The sequence below is a fragment of the Aquimarina sp. MMG016 genome, assembly GCF_018100805.1.
Taxonomy (GTDB): Bacteria; Bacteroidota; Bacteroidia; order Flavobacteriales; family Flavobacteriaceae; genus Aquimarina.
Genome location: NZ_JAGJEA010000005.1, coordinates 361,365 through 381,614, shown reverse-complemented (window position 1 = coordinate 381,614; position 20,250 = coordinate 361,365). Strand labels below are relative to the sequence as shown.

21 protein-coding genes are annotated in these 20,250 nt (G+C 33.9%); 9 read left to right on the top strand and 12 right to left on the bottom strand.

Going from position 1 to position 20,250, the window contains the following annotated elements:
* The first annotated feature begins 30 nt into the window (after positions 1 to 30).
* From J8M14_RS12795 to J8M14_RS12780, 4 genes are read left to right on the top strand one after another with little or no spacing between them, the layout of a single operon-like run.
* On the top strand, positions 31 to 474 hold the full coding sequence (locus J8M14_RS12795; RefSeq protein WP_211075009.1) for a hypothetical protein: 444 nt from the start codon (positions 31 to 33) through the stop codon (positions 472 to 474).
* A gap of 4 nt (positions 475 to 478) precedes the next feature.
* Positions 479 to 994, top strand: coding sequence for a hypothetical protein (locus J8M14_RS12790; protein ID WP_211075008.1), 516 nt, complete (start codon positions 479 to 481; stop codon positions 992 to 994).
* A gap of 4 nt (positions 995 to 998) precedes the next feature.
* Positions 999 to 1,661 (top strand): hypothetical protein, encoded by a 663-nt coding sequence (locus tag J8M14_RS12785; protein WP_211075007.1) that lies wholly within the window; start codon positions 999 to 1,001, stop codon positions 1,659 to 1,661.
* Positions 1,642 to 2,646, top strand: coding sequence for a 2-hydroxyacid dehydrogenase (locus J8M14_RS12780; RefSeq protein WP_211075006.1), 1,005 nt, complete (start codon positions 1,642 to 1,644; stop codon positions 2,644 to 2,646). The genes J8M14_RS12785 and J8M14_RS12780 overlap by 20 nt, the downstream gene beginning before the upstream one ends.
* Here the strand turns inward: J8M14_RS12780 and J8M14_RS12775 are convergent.
* The 9 genes from J8M14_RS12775 to J8M14_RS12735 form a co-directional block, all read right to left on the bottom strand.
* Positions 2,635 to 3,048 carry a DUF6691 family protein gene (locus J8M14_RS12775; protein WP_211075005.1) on the bottom strand — a complete coding sequence of 138 codons (414 nt, stop codon included), beginning with the start codon at positions 3,046 to 3,048 and terminating at the stop codon, positions 2,635 to 2,637. The genes J8M14_RS12780 and J8M14_RS12775 overlap by 12 nt on opposite strands.
* Positions 3,049 to 3,052: 4 nt before the next feature.
* On the bottom strand, positions 3,053 to 3,610 hold the full coding sequence (locus J8M14_RS12770) for a YeeE/YedE thiosulfate transporter family protein (RefSeq protein ID WP_211075004.1): 558 nt from the start codon (positions 3,608 to 3,610) through the stop codon (positions 3,053 to 3,055).
* A 66-nt stretch (positions 3,611 to 3,676) separates the two neighbouring features.
* Positions 3,677 to 4,201: a class I SAM-dependent methyltransferase gene (locus tag J8M14_RS12765; RefSeq protein WP_348772846.1), complete on the bottom strand. Its 525-nt coding sequence runs from the start codon at positions 4,199 to 4,201 to the stop codon at positions 3,677 to 3,679.
* A 113-nt stretch (positions 4,202 to 4,314) separates the two neighbouring features.
* On the bottom strand, positions 4,315 to 5,727 hold the full coding sequence (locus J8M14_RS12760; RefSeq protein WP_211075003.1) for an MBL fold metallo-hydrolase: 1,413 nt from the start codon (positions 5,725 to 5,727) through the stop codon (positions 4,315 to 4,317).
* A gap of 118 nt (positions 5,728 to 5,845) precedes the next feature.
* Positions 5,846 to 6,643 (bottom strand): sulfite exporter TauE/SafE family protein, encoded by a 798-nt coding sequence (locus J8M14_RS12755; RefSeq protein WP_211075002.1) that lies wholly within the window; start codon positions 6,641 to 6,643, stop codon positions 5,846 to 5,848.
* A gap of 66 nt (positions 6,644 to 6,709) precedes the next feature.
* Positions 6,710 to 7,342, bottom strand: coding sequence for a Crp/Fnr family transcriptional regulator (locus J8M14_RS12750; protein ID WP_211075001.1), 633 nt, complete (start codon positions 7,340 to 7,342; stop codon positions 6,710 to 6,712).
* Positions 7,339 to 8,118, bottom strand: a complete 780-nt coding sequence (locus tag J8M14_RS12745) for a patatin-like phospholipase family protein (protein WP_211075000.1) — start codon at positions 8,116 to 8,118, stop codon at positions 7,339 to 7,341. Before J8M14_RS12745 ends, J8M14_RS12750 begins: the two co-directional genes overlap by 4 nt.
* A gap of 12 nt (positions 8,119 to 8,130) precedes the next feature.
* Positions 8,131 to 9,552 (bottom strand): cardiolipin synthase, encoded by a 1,422-nt coding sequence (gene cls / locus J8M14_RS12740; RefSeq protein WP_211074999.1) that lies wholly within the window; start codon positions 9,550 to 9,552, stop codon positions 8,131 to 8,133.
* A gap of 20 nt (positions 9,553 to 9,572) precedes the next feature.
* Positions 9,573 to 10,409 carry a universal stress protein gene (locus J8M14_RS12735; protein WP_211074998.1) on the bottom strand — a complete coding sequence of 279 codons (837 nt, stop codon included), beginning with the start codon at positions 10,407 to 10,409 and terminating at the stop codon, positions 9,573 to 9,575.
* A 245-nt stretch (positions 10,410 to 10,654) separates the two neighbouring features.
* On the opposite strand from J8M14_RS12735, the gene J8M14_RS12730 reads away from it, so the two are divergent.
* The 5 genes from J8M14_RS12730 (at position 10,655) to J8M14_RS12710 (ending at position 16,129) form a co-directional block, all read left to right on the top strand.
* Positions 10,655 to 11,239, top strand: a complete 585-nt coding sequence (locus J8M14_RS12730; protein ID WP_211074997.1) for a Crp/Fnr family transcriptional regulator — start codon at positions 10,655 to 10,657, stop codon at positions 11,237 to 11,239.
* Positions 11,240 to 11,349: 110 nt separating this feature from the next.
* On the top strand, positions 11,350 to 12,030 hold the full coding sequence (locus tag J8M14_RS12725; protein WP_211074996.1) for a type 1 glutamine amidotransferase domain-containing protein: 681 nt from the start codon (positions 11,350 to 11,352) through the stop codon (positions 12,028 to 12,030).
* Positions 12,031 to 12,166: 136 nt separating this feature from the next.
* Positions 12,167 to 12,490: a DUF6660 family protein gene (locus tag J8M14_RS12720; protein WP_211074995.1), complete on the top strand. Its 324-nt coding sequence runs from the start codon at positions 12,167 to 12,169 to the stop codon at positions 12,488 to 12,490.
* A 58-nt stretch (positions 12,491 to 12,548) separates the two neighbouring features.
* Positions 12,549 to 14,768: a TonB-dependent receptor gene (locus tag J8M14_RS12715; protein ID WP_211074994.1), complete on the top strand. Its 2,220-nt coding sequence runs from the start codon at positions 12,549 to 12,551 to the stop codon at positions 14,766 to 14,768.
* Between the two features lie 170 nt (positions 14,769 to 14,938).
* Positions 14,939 to 16,129 (top strand): cytochrome c peroxidase, encoded by a 1,191-nt coding sequence (locus tag J8M14_RS12710; RefSeq protein WP_247672629.1) that lies wholly within the window; start codon positions 14,939 to 14,941, stop codon positions 16,127 to 16,129.
* A gap of 116 nt (positions 16,130 to 16,245) precedes the next feature.
* On the opposite strand, the gene J8M14_RS12705 is transcribed toward J8M14_RS12710, so the two are convergent.
* The 3 genes from J8M14_RS12705 to J8M14_RS12695 form a co-directional block, all read right to left on the bottom strand.
* Positions 16,246 to 16,719: a hypothetical protein gene (locus J8M14_RS12705; protein WP_211074993.1), complete on the bottom strand. Its 474-nt coding sequence runs from the start codon at positions 16,717 to 16,719 to the stop codon at positions 16,246 to 16,248.
* A 425-nt stretch (positions 16,720 to 17,144) separates the two neighbouring features.
* The gene (locus tag J8M14_RS12700; protein WP_211074992.1) at positions 17,145 to 19,178 is read right to left on the bottom strand and encodes an immunoglobulin-like domain-containing protein; all 2,034 of its coding nucleotides are present in this window, start codon (positions 19,176 to 19,178) and stop codon (positions 17,145 to 17,147) included.
* 154 nt (positions 19,179 to 19,332) lie between these two features.
* Positions 19,333 to 20,232, bottom strand: coding sequence for a T9SS type A sorting domain-containing protein (locus tag J8M14_RS12695; protein ID WP_211074991.1), 900 nt, complete (start codon positions 20,230 to 20,232; stop codon positions 19,333 to 19,335).
* Positions 20,233 to 20,250 lie beyond the last annotated feature (18 nt).

Here is a 20,250-nt window from a genome sequence, read left to right as displayed (position 1 = left end):
TTATTTCTGCCTTTTTTAAATAGATGGATTATGAAAGCAAAAACACCAAATACAAAATACATAGAATGGAAAAGTCCGGAGGAGTTACATGAAGCTTCTTTGAATTGGGTTTCAGAACTTAAGTTTATTAAAGATGAACAACACTTCTTGGATGAACTTATCGAAAATTACACCTTACAGCTGATATCGGGAAACATTTTTGAGAAAAGTAAGAAGGTCGTAAACGAATTGTCTAAAAAACAAAATGAGATTAATCCGTTACTAAAAAAGGTGATTAATCATTGTAATGAACTTACCATATTAGTGGATGGTATGGATCAGCCTGAAGAAGAGAAAGAATACAAAGAAAAACATCGAGTATTACTTATCGAGGTAGATACATATCAACAGGAGTATAAAGAGGTGAAAAGAAAAATTTTTGACCTGATCAAAATGATAATGAAACAAAGCAAACAAAAACGTTTATTGAGCTAGTCTATTGAAAATAATTAAAAAAATAGTAATCATCATTTTAATTCTGTTTGCAGGATTCTGGATTTGGTATGAGTATACCTATTCTATGGATACCGTAATTCCTTTTGAGGTAAATGATCCGGATCTAAAAACCAAAGTATTAATAGCTTCTCAGGGGAGTCCATTTAAGGATTCATTGGTTCATGGGATACTAAAATATTATCAAAAGGATTCTATTTATTTTAAAGTAATTGATGTATATACGCTATTTACGGTGCCTATTAATAAATGGGACGCCCTAATTGTTATTAACTCTTGGGAATATGGTAGTCCTCCCCGCAATCTAAAAAGGTACATCAAAGAATACCCAAATGAGTTAGATAAACTAATTATCCTTTCTACAGTAGGAAGCAGTAATATTGCTCTGGAAGATATAGATGTAATTTCAGGAGAGTCCATTATAGAAAAAGTTCCGGATTATACCAATATTGTGGTAAACCGTCTAAATAAAATCATCCAAAAAGGAAAACCTAATCCATAAAAAAATGAAGAATATATATGTATATCTAGTCAGTACCATTCTATTCATCGGATGTTCATCCAGCGAATTGGTAGAAAACTGGAAAAACCCGGATATCGATACTTTCGAAGCTCAAAAAGTGCTAGTAATAGGAATTACAGCAGAATTAGATAATCGAAAGGTTTTTGAACGCAAGCTAGCTTCAACACTAAATAAAAATGGTGTTAATGTGGTTAAAAGTCTGGACTTTTTTGAAAAGTTCTATACGGATTCCCCTAAAACCGAAGATGAACTTTTGGGGCTTGAGTCCCAACTTTTAGAAGAAGGTTTTGATGCCATATTATTATCTAAAGTTGTTGGAGTATCTGATAAAGTTACGGTAGTTTCTGCCACAAGAAACCTGGATAAAACATTTAGTAATTTCAGGGAGGATTATTATGATAGTCAGGAGATCTATCACGATCAGGATTATTATGAAGAATATCAAATTTTTCATGCGGAATCATCTTTGTATTGCATTTGCCCGGATAAAGAACGTGAACTGATCTGGAAAGGTTCTATTGATGTTACTGAGCCCGAAAATGTAAAAAAAGCAGTCAATGACTATGTAAAAGTATTGGTATGGGCATTAAAAGAGCAACAATTACTAATCTTAGATGAAGAAGCGAATGAAGATCTTGATATATAGCGCTAAGGATTTTGAGATTCCTTTTCTGGAAAAGGCTAATAATGATATTCATCAGCTTAAGTATATCCCAGAGAGACTTACCGCAGAAACTGCTCGATTGGCTATAGGTTTTGATGCTATCTCTATTTTTTCGGCTGATGATGCATCTTCTGTAGTTCTAGAAAAACTAAAAGACTTCGGGATAAAATACATTGCTTTACGTTCTACAGGATATGATAATGTAAACCTTAAAACTGCAAAAAAAATAGGAATCCAGGTAGCTAATGCAGCTGGATACTCTCCTGAAGCTATTGCAGAACATGCAGTAGCCTTATTACTGGCTCTGAACCGTAAATTAATACTCGCAAATCAACAGGTAAGCAGTTATAATTTTTCACTAAGTAATCTTGTTGGGTTCGATATTAATAAAAAAACAGTTGGAATTATTGGTACAGGTAGAATTGGTAAAGTAATTGCCAGGATCCTGCACGGATTTAACTGTAGAATTATTGCTAATGATATTTATGAAGATAAAAAGTTAATAGAGGAGTATGATACAAAATATACCGATCTGGAAAATTTATGTCAACAATCTGATATTATCTTCTTAAGTACCCCTCTTAATAGTGAAACACACCATTTAATAGATGCTGACCTTCTTCAATATGTAAAAAAGGATGTGATCATTATCAATATTGCCAGAGGAGGGATAGTAAATACTAAAGATATCATACAAGCTCTGGAACTAAAAAGGATTGCTGCTTATGGTACAGATGTTTATGACAACGAAAGTGAGGTCTTTTTCTATGATCGATCAACAAATAAACCCAAAGACCTGCAGCTACAAAAATTAATTGAATTACCCAATGTATTACTTACTCCGCATCAGGCATTTGCCACAAAAGAAGCACTTACTAATATAGCAGACACTACTTTTTATAATATCAATTGTTGGCAGAAAAAAGTACCTTCTAAAAATGAGTTAACTTTAGAATTAGTGGGGTAATTTATCTTTTATAACTCCATACAGAAAGGTGCCTAATATTGCTGAAATGATTACTATAAAAATAGGTAGATAACCTGCTCCCAAAAGTACAAACATAGGTCCTGGGCAAGCACCTGCAAGTGCCCATCCTAATCCAAAAATAATTCCACCAAACATATACCTGCTAAAACTTCTTTCTTTTGGTGGAATATGGATTTCTTCATTGTAAAAAGACTTTATATTCTTTCTTTTGATGAATTGAATGATAATAATTCCAAGCCCTACAGCAGAACCTATAATCCCATACATATGAAAAGATCCAAACTGAAACATTTCATAGATTCTAAACCAAGAAGCAGCTTCAGATTTGAATAAAACAATTCCGAAGAAAACACCAATCACTAAATATATAATAGAACGCATATGTTTAAAAAATTAAAGGGAAAATAAAATGTATCATTACTAAACCGCCTATAAAAAAACTAATTACAGCAATAAGTGAAGGAATTTGCAAATCACTAAGTCCTGAGATGGCGTGTCCTGAGGTACATCCACCGGCATATCGAGCTCCAAAACCTACTAAAATACCTCCAAGAACCAATAATAGTAATCCTTTTGGATCGTTAAAAACGTCATTAGAAAATAATAGATCTGGCATATATGCATCACCTGCACTTTTAAAACCTATGGATTGAAGATCAGCTATAATTTTAGGATTGATATCCACAGAAGTATCTGTAGATAAAAAATTAGTAGCAATAAATCCTCCAATGATTACGCCAAGTACTACAATCAGGTTCCATCGTTGTGCTTTCCAGTTAAACTTAAAAAAATCTGAAGCTTTTCCGGCACCACAAATAGTACACATCGTTCTTAGATTAGAAGACATTCCGAATCTTTTCCCAATCATTAGTAATACAAACATTACCAATGCTATTAATGGTCCTGAAAGATACCAGGGCCAAGGTTCATATATCCAATTCATTTTTATTTTATTTTGGGGTAAAGAAACTAAACTTTAAAAAGTAGTTCAGTAACCTATGTTACATACTTATATCTTTTTAAATCCGCTGAAAACAAAATTTTGAACGGTGTTAAAAGGTGTTTTGTGGTCTACATATATAGACTTTACGTTTTTAAAAGAATCTTTCATTAGATTATTTAAGGAATCCTGGGAATAGTTTGTAATATCAATTCTGCTACATTTTTTTGGGCCATCTTCTGAAAAGGTGCCGATAATGAGAATTCCTTCTATTGTTATGCCTTGTTTCGTAGCATCAATGTAATTCTGAATTTCCTTCTTTTCAGTCAGGAAGTGAAATGCTGCTCGGTCATGCCAAACATCATATTTCTGGGATGACTTAAAATTAGCTATATCTGCAATTATCCATTTAACCTTTTTCGCAAGATTTCCTAATCTTTCTTTCGCTTTATCTATAGCCACCTCAGAAATGTCAAGCACGGTTATATCCTCATATCCTAAAGCAAGTAAGTGATCTACTAAAAAGCTATCTCCACCCCCAACATCAATTATTTTTGCTGCTTTAGGGACTTTAAAATACTCAATAAAATCCAAAGATGTCTTTGGAGAATCCTGATACCAGCTTACATCTTTGAACTCATTGGTTTTATAGATGTTTTCTCAATGTTTTTTCTTTTCAAAACTTGTCATTCGTTGTATCGGTAGTTTTACTTTAAGGTAGAAGGACAAACATAATCAGTAGTTTCAATCCCTACTTCTTTAATATCTTTAAAACCACCTGCAACATCAATAAGGTTATGAATACCTCTGCTTTTTAGAATTGATGCAGCAATTACAGAGCGATATCCTCCGGCACAATGCACATAGAATGTCTTATTGTCCGGAAAGTCTGAAAGATAATCATTAATAAAACTTAATGGAGTATTAATGGCGTTGTCAACATGTTCTGCTACAAACTCACTTTCTTTACGTACATCAAAAACCGGAACCTCTTCTTTGTTTAACACTGTTTTAAATTCTGAAGCAGTAATTGATGTGATAGTGTCATAGTCTTTACCAGCTTTTTTCCAAGCATCAAATCCACCCTCTAGGTATCCAAGCGTATTGTCAAAACCTACACGAGATAATCTTGTAATCACTTCTTCTACTTTTTCTTCTGGAGCAACTAATAATATAGGTTGTTGTACATCGGCTATTAATGCTCCAACCCAAGGTGCAAAATCTCCACCAATCCCAATAAATGTAGATCTTGGAATATGTCCTTTTACAAATTCACGTTGGTGTCTTACATCCAGAACCACTGCTCCCGTTTCGTTAACCAAAGCTTCAAAATCTTTTGGGGATAAAGGATTTACACCTCGATTAAGTATTTTATCAATATCCTCGTACCCTTCTTTATTCATTTTTACGTTTAACGGAAAATATAAAGGAGGAGGTAATAACCCTTCTGTAACTTCTTTTACGAACTCTTCTTTGGTCATATCAGCACGTAGTGCATAATTCATTTTCTTTTGATTACCCAAAGTATCTACAGTCTCTTTCATCATATTTTTACCACAGGCAGAACCAGCTCCGTGGGCAGGGTATACAATCACATCATCAGCCAGAGGCATAATTTTGTTGCGTAAGCTATCGTATAAAGTTTCTGCTAATTCTTCCTGAGTCATATGAGCAGCTTTTTGAGCTAGGTCAGGACGCCCAACATCTCCTAAGAACAATGTATCCCCACTAAAGATAGCATGATCTTTACCACTTGCATCCCTAAGTAGATAGGTTGTACTTTCCATAGTATGTCCAGGAGTGTGTAATACGATAATTGTGATATCACCAAGTTTAAATTCTTGTCCATCTTCTGCTATAATAGCTTCAAAAGAAGGATTTGCCATAGGGCCATAAATAATATCAGCTCCAGTTTCTTTGGCAAGCGTGATATGACCACTTACGAAATCCGCATGAAAATGTGTTTCAAAAATGTATTTGATATTAGCATTATTATTCTCTGCTCTTTCTATATATGGCTTTACTTCACGTAATGGATCTATAATTGCAACTTCTCCATTACTTTCTATATAATAAGCTCCTTGAGCTAAGCATCCTGTATATATTTGTTCTATTTGCATCATCATTTATTTTATATATTCTTCAATTATAGTATGAAGTATAGTTTGTTTATTATTTATTTTTCAAAAATACAGCAATTATTACTTCAATTCAGTAACAATTGTTACAAAGCTTTGTTTAGGTAAGTTCTTTGATAAGTATATAAATACCCATAAGCAAAACGAACCATCCAAAACCTTTTTCCAGTTTTTTACCTTCAATAAAATTTGACATATACATTCCGATAAAAATTCCTATAACAGAGATTGCTGTAAACATGAGTAAAAAGTTCCAGTGTATTTCCATATTTTCTACATCCCCGATAAAACCTATTAAAGATTTTATAGCAATGATTAGTAAAGAAGTGGCTACCGCTTTTTTCATAGGAAGCTTTGCTAATAATACTAATGCTGGAATAATCAAAAATCCACCACCAGCACCTACAAGTCCTGTTAATACTCCTACTGCGGCACCTTCAACAAGAATAAGAGGATAGTTATATGCTACTTTTGCCTTAGGATTAACATTCTTTTTATTATTCTTGATCATAGATAGAGATGCTAGTAACATAATAATGGCAAAGAATATCATAATCCCAATATCCTTGGTAATCATAAATTCATCTATATTGAAGAGTTGATCCGGAATTGCAGGAACAAGGTATTTTCTGGTAGAATACACCGCTATAAAAGCAGGAATAGCAAAAACAATGGCTGTACGCAAACTTACAAGCCCTTTTCTAAAATTATTAATTGCGCCTACCAGTGCTGATATCCCAACAACAAAAAGTGAATAAGCCGTGGCTGTCACTGGATTAATATGCATAAGATATACAAATAAAGGAACGGTAAGAATAGATCCCCCTCCACCAATTAAACCTAATACAATTCCTATAATCAGTGCTCCTGAGTATCCTAAAATTTCTGTGATCTCCATCAATTATTGTTTTGAACAAAAATAATTTTAGGAGATAGGGTTTGCAGTAACAATTGTTACAGAAGATCAAATATGTATTACTTCGATAGAATTTCTATGCAGTTTTACATTGCCTTCGTTTTCTAGTTTTTTAAGAAGCCTGGAGATTACTACACGAGAAGTATGAAGGTCATAAGCGATTTGCTGATGAGTATTATTAATGATATTGTTTTTATTAATTTTGATTTTGTCTTTAAGATATTTTAGTAATCGATCATCCATATTCATAAATGCAATACTATCTATAGTTTCAAAAGCTTCTATTAATCTATGATGATAACTGTCAAAAACAAAGTTTCTCCATGACTTATATTTTGCAGTCCATTCCTCCATTTTTTCTATCGGGATCATTACCAATTTAGCATCGGTTTCAGCAATAGCTTTGATTTCGCTTTTTTGATGCCCAAGACAACAAGATAACGTCATAGCACAAGTGTCTCCTCGTTCTAAAAAATACAATAGTAGTTCATCTCCATCTTGATCTTCTCTAAGGATTTTTATTGCTCCATTGATAATTAATGGCATAGATTTAATGTAGCTGCCTGGTTTTATAAGTTCTATGCCAGCAGAAACTTCTTTAAAAGTCCCTACACTGTTGATTTCTTCCAGGAGTTTTTCTTCAAAAAATTTGCCATAGTTATCCCTTAATTCTTGAATCATAATTTTTGTTGTTTTAGAAAAATTTCTAATTGTTTTTTAGCTTCCTGATACCCTAAATCATATACTTTATCTAATCCACTATTACTAAAAATACCATGATTCACTAGTTTTTTTGGTTGGATAATAATATCACAGAGATTAAATTTAGCTTCAGAATTTGGCATTGCTCTAAGATAATATGCTCTCTGCATTACGCTAAACGAATTTTTAAAATCTGTAACCTTAGGTTTTTTAATAGGACTCACGTCTATTCCAATGATAAGATCGCAGTGTTTTTGGAGAGGAGTAACCAGAAAATTATCCAAAATCCCTCCATCCGCATATAGTTCTCCATCAATAAGTATCGGTGTAAAAACTCCCGGAAATGCAGCTGAAGCTAATAAGGGTTTAATTAATGGACCAGTACTGAATACTTTTGTTGTACCTTCTACTAAGTTTGTAGCATTAACAAAAAGTTTTTTTTGCAATGCTTCAAAAGAGTTCTCTGGTAAGAAGGTAATGAGGTCATCATAGAATTTTTCAGAATCCAGGAAACCGGCTTTCTTTCGCGTAAAGCGATTAAACTTAAATAAAGGTGTTTTTTTAAAGAAATCTTTGATTTCATGGGGTGTATACCCTCCTGCATATAAGGATCCTACCAGAGCTCCAGCACTAGTTCCAGAAACATATTGTGGAACAATTCCTGTCTCCTCCAGTGCCTGTATAGCTCCGATATGGGCTACACCTTTAAATCCACCACCAGAAAGTACCACTCCTATCTTTTTTGGATCTTTCATATAATCTGTTATTTATAAAACCGGGCTAAAGATTTTAGCAATACCTTCTTTTAATTTATGTATCCATGGTCTGTGTACAAAGGTATTATAGTTAAGCGAAACACTTTTATAACAATTTTCTAAAAAATCATTTTTTAGTGCTACGGCAAATTCATCGTCATAAATTACTGCATTGACTTCATAATTTTGTTCGAAGCTACGAATATCCAGATTGGTAGTACCTACAGAAGAAATAGTATTATCTGCTACAATAGTTTTACTATGCATAAAACCTTCTGGGAACAAACAAATTTTTACTCCGGCTTGTAGTAAACGTTCAAAATATGATCGTACACACCAACGTACAATAATATTATCGGATTTTTCGGAAAGTAGTAACCTCACATCGACGCCACTCATAGCAGCTATTTTTAATGCGTCCAGGATGGATTCTCCCGGGATGATATATGGATTAGTAATATAAACATACTTTTTAGCCTCGCTAATTATAGAAAAATACATTTGTTGCGTAGAGGAGAAATCATCATCAGGGCCGCTATGTACAATCTGGACTGATGACACCCCTTTTTTAGTATGATCAACAAAGGTAGAAGTATTTAGTATGGTTTTATCATTACTTACCAGATACCAATCCAAAACAAAAATAGCTTTAAGACTATTTACAGCAGGGCCTTTAATCTGTAGATGTGTATCATACCACATACCGAGTGTAGGATCACCTTTTAGGTATTTATCAGCAACATTGATGCCTCCGGTAAAAGCAATTTTACCATCAACAACAATAATTTTTCTGTGATTTCTATAATTGATAGAGGATAAAAACTTACCAAATCGAATAGGTAAAAATTTATGAATCTCCACCCCAATATTTCGTAGTTTTTTAACATACATTTTGCTTAGTGATAAACTTCCAATACCATCATAGAGTATTTTAATAGAGACTCCTTGATTCACCTTTTCCTGAAAAAGTTCTAAAAGTTCATCAGTTAGTTCTCCTTCTTCAAAAATGTAATATTCCAGATAAATAAAGTGTTCTGCATTGCGCAGTGCTTCAAAAATAGCTTTAAAAGTGGTTACTCCATTTTTAAGAAGTTTCACCTGATTACCTGTGCTTGGAGCAAAATGAGAATTTCGGGTAATGAGCGAAATGATTTTATGATGCTCTGTAAATTCTTCTTGTGTAATAGGTGAACATTCTTGTAATGCTCTTTTTGTAAAAGCACTTACTTCTGGTGTACGCTTGAGTCTAAAAAGCTTATTCTTTCTTCGATTTCTACCGAGCATAAGGTATAAGAAGATACCTCCAATAGGAATCGTAAAAATGGTAAGCAACCAGGCTAAGGTTTTGGTAGGTCTCATTCCATTAAGAAGTAACCTAACGATAATAAAGGTTCCGATGAGGATATATAAAGCAATTGCGATATAATATATCATAGGATGCTGTTGGTGTTTGATCAACTATGCATAATCAATAGTGGTACTCGGGTTCCATAACTAATTTTGGAGGTTTCGGATCCTTTAAAAAATCGTTCTAAAAATGTTTCTCTTTTGATAAACATAGCAGTCATGTCTACATTCATAATTTGCACAAAACTATTAATGGCCAAGGCTGTTGGGACATTGATTATAGAGTGAAAGGTATGATTTATATCTTTAAAAAACGCTTTCATATGTTTTTTGTCATCAAACTCAGCAACGGTAACTGTTTCATCTTCTTTGATCTTTAGAATACGTAATGAAGATTTATACTTTACCAGGACATCCATAAGAGGTTCTATACCTTCAGTAATAAAATGATCTCCATTATCTATGGTAAACAATACTTTTTTAAGGGGTTTGAATATGAATCCTTGTGGGATAGCAATAATAGGACAATCTACCTTTCGAATTACATTTAGAGTGTTACTACCAAAAACAACTTCTGCTGCACCTGTTGCTCCATTGGTACCCATAATAATCAGATCAATATCCTTAGCTTGTACTGCTTGTCTAATAGCATCTGTAAATACATCATAGTCAGTAAGTGAATGAAAGGTATAATTTTCTTGAGAATAAGCAGTTTTTAACTCTTCTACAATGATATCCAATTTCTTTTTGGCATCACTAATTACAGACTGATGAATAGTCGTGTTTGCAGGAGCAACCATCAGGTCATCAGTAGTATAGCTTGATGCTTTCTGAACATTGAGTATGTAAAACGTACAGAGTTCATTTTTAAAAAACTCCATGGCGTAGTTGATCGCATTTCTGGCATTGTCAGAAAAATCGGTTGGAAGCAGAATATTTTTCATGGTCACTCATTTTTATATCCTAAAAATAGACCAGATAGGGTAGAGCAACTATGATATTTGTCAGCTTGGTTAGGAAGGAATGTGTAATTATTTCTAAACTTCTGTTTTCAAACCAATAATGAGAGATTTTCCGTTATTTTTGGATTTTACAATTATTGATTTAAATACTTAATATAATTTTCATCGGTAGTATAATGAATAATATATTACTACGTTGTAATAAATTTTCTCTCTACTGTTTTTAGATGAACACCTATAACTCAATCATACCGGAAATATTTAAAGACACTTCTTTTTCTTTAGAAGAAATAAATCTTATAGAAAACACATTCGAAAAACTTAGCCTAAATAAAGGGACTACCATTTTAAAGTCTGATGACATCGTTATGGATCAATATTTTGTTTATGAAGGGTGTTTAAGAGCCTATTTTCTTGATAGTTCAGCTAAAGAGCATACCATACAGTTTGCCATAAAAGACTGGTGGATTAGTGATTACACTGCTTTTTTTACAAATAGTAAAGCTATTATGACTATCGAGTGTATTCAGGATGCTATATTATATAGAATATCTAAAAAAGATATGGAAAATTTATATGATAAAGTCCCACAATTAGAAACATTCTTTAGAAAGAAAATGGAAAAAGCTTTTGCTAGTTTTCAAAAAAGAATTCTTGCTAATTTAGCACAATCTGCAAAAGAAAGATACCTTTCTTTTATACATAGTTATCCCAACATTGAAAGGAACGTAAAAAACTATCATATAGCTTCTTATCTAGGGATTACTACAGAAAGTTTGAGTAGAATTAGAAAAGAAATTGCTCAAGAATAGTTTCTTATCATACATCAATTTTTTTCAGAAATCATTAGTGTAATTTTGTAGTTATACAACTTAGCAACCAGAACTACTACACAAAAAAATAACTCATAAAACATATAATGATGAAAAAAGTATTATTTGTATTGACAAGTCATGAAGATTTAGGAGATACCGGACACAAAACAGGGTTTTGGATTGAAGAATTTGCTGCTCCTTATTATGTATTGAAGGATAATGGAGTTGATATCACTATTGCTTCGCCAAAAGGAGGACAACCACCTATGGATCCTACTAGTGCTACTTCAGATTTTGAAACACCTGCTACGATAAGATTTAATGGTGACAAAGAGACTCAAGAAAGTTTATCAAAAACATTGGTGTTAGAGACGGTAAACCAATCTGACTATGATGCTGTATTTTATCCTGGAGGGCATGGGCCATTATGGGATCTGGCAGAGGATAAAAACTCAATTTCGCTAATCGAAGATTTTTATAGTAACAATAAACCTGTTAGTGCGGTTTGTCATGCTCCGGCTGTATTTAAAAATGCTAAAAGTGGTGATGGCACACCTTTAGTTAAAGGAAAAAAGGTTACCGGATTTGCTAATACCGAAGAAGATGCGGTACAGTTGACATCTATCGTTCCTTTTCTCGTAGAGGATATGCTAAAAGAGAATGGAGGGATTTATTCTAAAAGTGATGACTGGGCTCCATATGCATTAGAGGATGGTTTATTGATTACAGGGCAAAATCCAGCTTCTTCAGAATTAGTTGCTGAATTATTATTAAAAAGGCTGCAATAGTATTTTCTTACATACATCAACTCAACTAAGTGATAGCGACTTGAATTTTAATTTAAGTCGCTATTTAATTTATATAGAAAAATCTTTATATCATTTTGTAATACCATTAGCTATCTTTTTCTTTTATCTTTGTGATATGAAAGTTTTTACTGTCATATTATCAATTTACCTTCTAGGGCTCAACTTTGTGTTTTGTGAGGATAATTGCACAGATGTAGATGATGTTCATATAGAACTTTCTCAGGATATGGATACAGATCATAAACATAGCGATAGCGAAACAGATATATGCTCATCCTTTTGTTATTGTTACTGCTGCCATATACATGTGATTAATTTTGATTTGTATCAGTCGACACTTCCAATCTTAGAAATCCCGGCTGAGATTTTTTCTCATAATGAGGGTTTTATAAAAGATGTAACGCTCACCATTCTTCAACCTCCTCAATTGATTACTTAATATGTTCGGAGGCAATATAGCCTCAATCAATTTTTTATTTAATCAATAATATATTTTAATGTATACAAGAATTATGAGCCTTTGGCTCACTATATTGGTTTGCGTTTTTGCAACCTTTCAGATTTCAGCGCAAGACGATGTGCAATCAAGCACGGTAAAAATAAAAGTTCTGACAGAGAAGGAAAAAGAACCATTATTAGGTGCATCAGTTTTGATCAAAACATTAGAAAAAGGTGGGATCACAGCTTTTGATGGAATAGCGACTATCAGTAATATACCTTATGGTACATATGAGATAGAGGTTTCGTTTATTGGTTTTGAATCTATAGAAGCCATTATACAAATACCTAGTAATCAAGAACCTTTTATTTTTTATCTTAAAGAAAGTGCAAATGCCTTGGATGAGGTAGTGTTACAATCCACACGAAGTACAAGAACTATTAAAAGAATACCTACGCGTATAGAATTTATTGGCGGAGAAGAATTAGGAGAAAAAGTAGCAATGAACGCTACCAATATTTCAATGGTACTTCGTGAAAGTACAGGTATACAAATGCAGCAAACTTCTTTGAGCAGTGGTAATGCTAATATCAGGATACAGGGATTAGACGGAAGATACACACAATTACTAAGAGATGGATTCCCGTTATACGGTGGTTTTTCCAGTGGATTGAGCATTATGCAAATCCCACCGGTTGACTTAAAACAATTCGAAATTATCAAAGGGAGTTCTTCTACGTTATATGGAGGTGGAGCTATTGCAGGTTTGGTAAATATGGTTTCTAAAACACCTGAAATAGAACCTCAATTAGATATCATGGTGACGCAAACACAGGCATTAGGTAGTACAGCAAATGTATTTTATGGTAAGCGCAACAACAAATGGGGAACAACAATTTTTGGTTCAGGAAATTATCAGAAAGCATATGATCCCGAAGACGATGGTTTTAGTAATTTACCACAAACTTATTCGATAGTACTTAATCCTAAACTATTTTATTATCCCTCTGAAAGAACTAAAATATGGTTTGGTCTTAACGGTACATATGATGATAGAAAAGGTGGTGATATCGTTAAAATTGAAGAAGGGCGAGATGGAATCCATCAATATACTGAAGAAAACCTTTCAAAGCGGATTAGTAGTCAAGCGGTTTATGAAACACAGCTAGATTCACTAAGTTCAATAAAGGTGAAAAATAGTATTGCTTTTTTTGATCGGGATTTAGTAATTCCTGATATCACATTTAAAGGAAAGCAATGGAATACTTTTACTGAGGCTACATATCACAAACAAGGAATAAAAGCAGATTGGGTATTAGGAGCGAATTTATATTCTACTGATTTTGATGAAGATTCACAGACTATAGAAAGAAATCAAAGCGATGTGACCTTTGGGTTATTTGCTAATAATACTTATGATTTCTCTGATCAGTGGATTCTGGAAACAGGATTAAGAACAGATTATGCAAAAGATTGGGGATTTTTTGTTTTACCCAAAGTTTCATTATTGTTTAAGGCAGGAACCTCATTTTCTAGTAGAATAGGAGGTGGTTTAGGATATAAAGTGCCGGACATTTTTACTGAGGAGGCAGAATTTGTAAATTTTGAAAATGTACTCCCTATTAACAAAGATGTGCTCAAAGCAGAACATTCCTATGGTGTAAACCTGGATTTTAATTATCAAGCTGGGTTAACTGATGAGATTGGCTTTTCTATAAATCAGTTATTCTATGTAACCGCTATAGAAAATGGATTGTTATTAAACAGTACGAATAACGGTTTCTTTCAATTCGAAAATGCAGAGGACGTTATTTTAAGCAAAGGTGCGGAGACTAATATTAAATTCAGTTATAAGGACTTCAGATGGTTTTTAAACTATGCTTTTATAGATACTAGATTAAATTACTTACCGGGGAACCCTCAGAAACCTCTAACGGCCAGACATAATGCAGGTAGCGTTATTATGTACGAATCTCCAAAATGGCGTATTGGTTTTGAAACCTATTATACGGGTAAGCAATTCCTTTCTAATGGTACAGAAACGACAGATTTTATAACTATGGGGTTATTAGCCATGCGCAACTTTACCTGGGGGAGCACTTTTGTGAATTTTGAAAACTTTACGGATCGACGACAGAGCAGATTCTCACCTTTGGTATTACCACCTCACGATAATCCGACGTTTCCGGAAATCTATGCACCCACTGATGGATTTATTTTTAGTGTAGGGATTATTTTAAAACCTTTTGGCAATGAATTAGAGCACCATTCGGATTAAAAAAAGTATGGTGTATACTAAGTTTTAAATTGAAGATATATAATAAATAGTTTGATAAAGTCTTTACAGTTAGGGAATTGTATGTTGTACCCCTAATTGTACCCCTTGTATATTAGGTATAAATCGTATCCTGTGATATATTTGATTTCCAAATCTATTAAACCCAAAATATGAAAGTAAGAAATCTATGGATGGCGTTCATCGCATTAATTATTGTGGGATGTTCTAATGAAGAAAATGAATATATTCCAATTGTGACTGAAGAAGAGGATCCAATTATTACCTCTTCAGTATTTCAGGAAACTTTTGGTCAGAATTTAGATTTAAACAATTTAGCTAATTATGCCAATCAAACGATTCCGACATATATTACCAGAGATAATACCGACGGTAATGCTATTACAGATGCTAAAGCTACATTAGGAAGAGTTTTGTTTTATGATAAAAATCTATCTACTAATAACACTATTTCTTGTTCGAGTTGCCATAAACAAGCCTTTGCTTTTGGAGATAATGATGATGTAAGTACTGGAGTTAATGGGGTGACAGGGAGACATAGTATGAGATTGGTCAATGCGAGATTTTCTGATGAAACCCGATTCTTCTGGGATGAGCGAGCAAATACATTAGAAGCACAAACAACTCAACCAATACAGGATCATGCCGAAATGGGCTTTAGCGGACAGGATGGAGATTCAGGGTTGGCCGATTTACTTACTAAATTGAGCGAGATTGAATATTATGACGATCTCTTTCAGTTTGCTTATGGAAATACAACGATTACTGAGGAAAGATTACAAGAGTGTTTAGCACAATTTATACGTAGTATTCAATCTTTTGATGCCAAATATGATGCCGGAAGGGCAGTTATACCAAATGACAATCAGGATTTTCCAAATTTTACTGCACAGGAAAACTTAGGAAAGAGAATTTTTGTAAATCCTCCTAATCAAAATGGAGCGGGTTGTATTACCTGTCATAGAGCACCTGATTTTTCCATAGACCCTCAAAGCCTCAATAATGGAGTTACTGGAGTTTTTGGAGATGCAGGAGCTTCTGATTTTGATGTTACGAGATCTCCTTCTCTAAGAGATATTGTAAATAATGCAGGTGTACTTAACGGAGCGTTAATGCACGATGCTAGTATGGGATCTATTGCAGAAGTGATTAATCATTATGATAATATTGACCCTACTGGAAACCCAAGTCTGGATAATCGTTTGCTTGGTGGTCCGGGAGGAAATGGTCAAAACCTAAATCTTACTAATGATGAGATAGCTGCTTTAGAAGCTTTTTTAAAGACATTGTCAGGAACCAACATATATACTGATGAAAAATGGAGTAATCCTTTTATAAATTAAATCATAATATATTTGGTTAATATCGCAAGGGGGAATATTAACCAGGATTAAGGAGCCGTTCTATAATAGGACGGTTTTTTGTTTTTTAATATATAACGGATTGATCTAAAACTATGTTATGGTTTTATCACGGTAATTTTGTTTTCACCTTCAAAATCTTCAATATTTTGCTCGATTTCATTATAAGTTACTGCATTTAGTTTTCTGAAATCAGGTAAACAAAGGTCACCTGGTTCAATGCTGAGGTTTAATATTAGAGTATCGGTTTCAGTATCATTTAAGTTAATTAAAAAAATATTATCTCCTTCCTGTCCAAAAATGTTCATGATAATAAAATACTGAATAGATTGAACTTGTTGGAAAACAACACCTGTAATTATAGAATTATTATAACTTATAGAGATGTCATTTGCACTATATGTACCGTTTTCGATAAGATTGTTTCCTTCAGTGTCAACTAACTCTATGAATAAATTTTGTAAACCTATATCGGTAGATGTATCTAATACGCCTACAGAGCAAGGGTCAGTATCATCATTACTGCAGGAAACCATAAAAAATAGGGATAGTAGAAAAAATATTTGCTTCATATGTTTTAGTTGTGTGGTTATCTTATGGATGCAAAAACTGGAAATAGGTTGCTTCTAGAGGACTGTTTTTCAGGATGAGGCAATCATAAAAAAAACTTATAAGCGCTGCTCTATCAGATTATTGATTTTTTTTAGAATAAGTATCAAAGTCAAAGAAAGTATCAAACTTTAAAACTTTTATGACTAATTTTCTTCATTACAAAAGACTGCCCGAAAAACAAGTTCCAGGCAGCCATCGTCGCTGATTTTCTAATGATTTTTTCCTTATATAAAGCCCCTTAACTCTTTAATACAAGAAACATGATCAGCATATAGATTATCTAATCAAGCAAAAGATAATCGTACAATCGTATAAAACACAGATGCATAAAACAATGTTAATGTTATTGACAATCTATGTTTTAGTATAAATTCTTTCATCATCATTAATCTTTAATAATCCGTTTTACCGTAGTACCCTTTGGCGTTTGTATTTGAACAAAGTATATGCCTGTTTCAAAAGAAGAAAGATCTACTTTGTTTTCTACGGTTTCTAATACTTTTTGACCAGTAGGACTATACATAATTACATTTTCTACTGGTAATGTAATAGTGAGGATATCGGTTACTGGATTAGGATATATTGCTAAACCATCAATTTCGTTGTCTTCTATGCCAAGTAGGGGAGACACTGTTACCGTTCTAGTAATTTGTACGGCTGCATTCCCCGCTGCATCCATAACATTATAGGTTATGGTATAGGTTCCATCTACAGAAGTGTCCACTGGATTTACCACCACAATATCTCCTGTAATATCACCATCAAAAGAGTCACTTGCTGTTGCACCTGCATCTGTATAGGTGGTTCCTTGTGCGATCTCTATTGGATCATCTCCTAGCAAGGTAATTACTGGTATGGTAGTATCCGAAACGGTTACTTCTCTGGTAACTTCTACGGCATCATTCCCTGCTGCATCGCTTACATTATAAGTTACTGTATACACTCCTGGCACAGCTGTATTTACTGGATTTACGATAGCAATATCCGCAGTGATATCACCATCAAAAGAATCGGAAGCGGTAGCACCTGCATCGGTATAGGTAGTTCCTGCTTCTACAGTTACTGCTGCATCGCCTGATAATGTAATTACAGGTATGGTAGTATCAGAAACAGTAACTTCTCGAGTCACTTCTACAGCATCATTTCCTTCTGCATCACTTACATTATAGGTAACAGTATATACTCCAGGCACAGAAGTGTCTACTGGGTTTACTACAATAATACTTGTTGTAAGATCTCCATCTACAATATCACTAGCAGTAGCTCCAGAATCTGTATAGGTACTTCCAGCCTCAGCAGTTTCGTTAGCGGAACCATTTAGTACAATTGTGGGAGCAGTAGTATCGACAACAGTAACTTCTCGAGTCACTTCTACAGCATCATTTCCTTCTGCATCACTTACATTATAGGTAACAGTATATACTCCAGGCACAGAAGTGTCTACTGGGTTTACCGTAACTATGTCTGCGGTGATATCACCATCTAATGAATCACTGGCTGTGGCTCCTGCATCTGAATAGGTAGAACCAGCTTCCACAGTTACCGCTGCATCTCCTGTTAAACTAATGACAGGAACGGTTGTATCAGAAACGGTAACTTCTCTGGTTACTTCTGTAGCATCGTTTCCAGCAGCATCACTTACATTGTAGGTAACAGTATATACTCCAGTAACAGAAGTGTCTACTGGGTTTACCGTAACAATGTCTGCTGTAATATCTCCATCTTTATTATCTAGTGCAGTAGCTCCTGCATCAGTATATGTGCTTCCTGCTTCAACAGTCTCAGCAGCATTACCTAGTAAAGTAATTACCGGAGGTGCGATATCAATTTCTGCTCCAGAAGAATCAAAAGTATCATTGATAAGTTGCACCCCTGGATTGTTTGTGCAATCCGGAAAACCAAAGGTTGCAGGACCACAAGCTGTAAAGAATTGATCTAAGAATACAGAACCAGTTTCGAAAGCAACTGTTGGATCTTCATTGATATCTTCATATTTGATTTTAATACTAAATAAATGTTTTGGAGTACTCGTTACATTATTTGCTGTAATGGTACCACTACTTAATCCTTGTTGAAAAGATGTAGAAACTCTAGCACTAGTATTATCATTGGTAATAAAAGACTGATAAGCAGGAAAACTACTATAGGTCTCTGCCAAGATAGAACCATCTGGCTGTAGGTAATCAAAATTACCACTGCCATCGATATTTACGCCAAAAGCGGCAGTATTGTAGGTAAAATAGATTTGTCCTGATCCTAGTTTAAAATCTTCTGAAGATGCTATATAAATATCTGCTTCATAAAAGTCGTCTACTCCATCATTGGTGTTTCTGGCATTTTGAAACGTAAACGTGACGTCTTGTGCATTCACATATGTCGAGAGACATATCAGCAAGGTAAATAGTATTATTTTTTTCATGAATTTACTTTTTATTAGGTTTATTGAGGTGTTTCTGATTTTATTTTCTCTTACGTTTTAGGCAAGGGAATCCCTGTTAGCTCTATTATGAGGTGTCTCTTGGAGCTACTTAAAAGAATGCTACTTTGCCTGTTATTTGTTTCTTATATTTCTGCTATTCCTTGATTAGTTTGTAGCTTTTTTGGGAGTTTTGACTACCTATTTGAATGAAATATACACCTGTTTGCAATTGCGATATGTTTATAGTGTTGTCTAATGAATGACCTGAAAGGTTTTTTACCAGTTTCCCATTGATATCGGTAATACGAATATCAGTAGTAATATTTCCTAATCCTTGAATTCTAAAATAATCTTTAACAGGATTTGGATATAAGCTGATGGTATCTGGATTTTGATCTTCTACATTTAAGACTTGTAAAGAGGCTCCGCTAGAATCGTAGGTGTCATTTACTAATTGTTTACCTGGTAAGTTGGCACAATCAGGGAATCCAGCTTTGACTCCACTTTTGAGCATACTACCACAAGCAGTAAAAAACTGATCTTGAAAAACTTCTCCTTCTTCAAAAGCAATCATTGGATCTTGGGTAGCATCTGCATATTTTAATTTGATATGAAACAAAGGTTTAGCAATAGTGGTTACATTCTCTTTAGTCATAGATTCTGCACTTACACCTTGTTGAAAAGCAAAAGATACGCGATTCGCGGTATTGTCATTCTGCATAAAACTTTTGTAGGCTGGTAATGTATAGTTCTCGCCTAAAATATAGCCAGATTCATACTCATATTGGATACTATTATTTTTTGAAACATCTTCACCAAATGCCTCTGGATTATAGGTTAGATACACCTGACCTGATCCCAATTTGAAATCCTCTGAAGCTTCAATCATCACATCGGCTTCATAATAGTAATTTCCATTTTCAATGGTTTTTTGGACATTGGCAAAGGTAAAATGGATTTCCTGAGCCTGGATCGTCATACTCATAAACAATAGGCAAATCAAAAGCCTTAAGGTGTTCCGGTTCGTATTGTACATAAATTTCATATTTTTCATAAGTAAGGGGTATTTGTT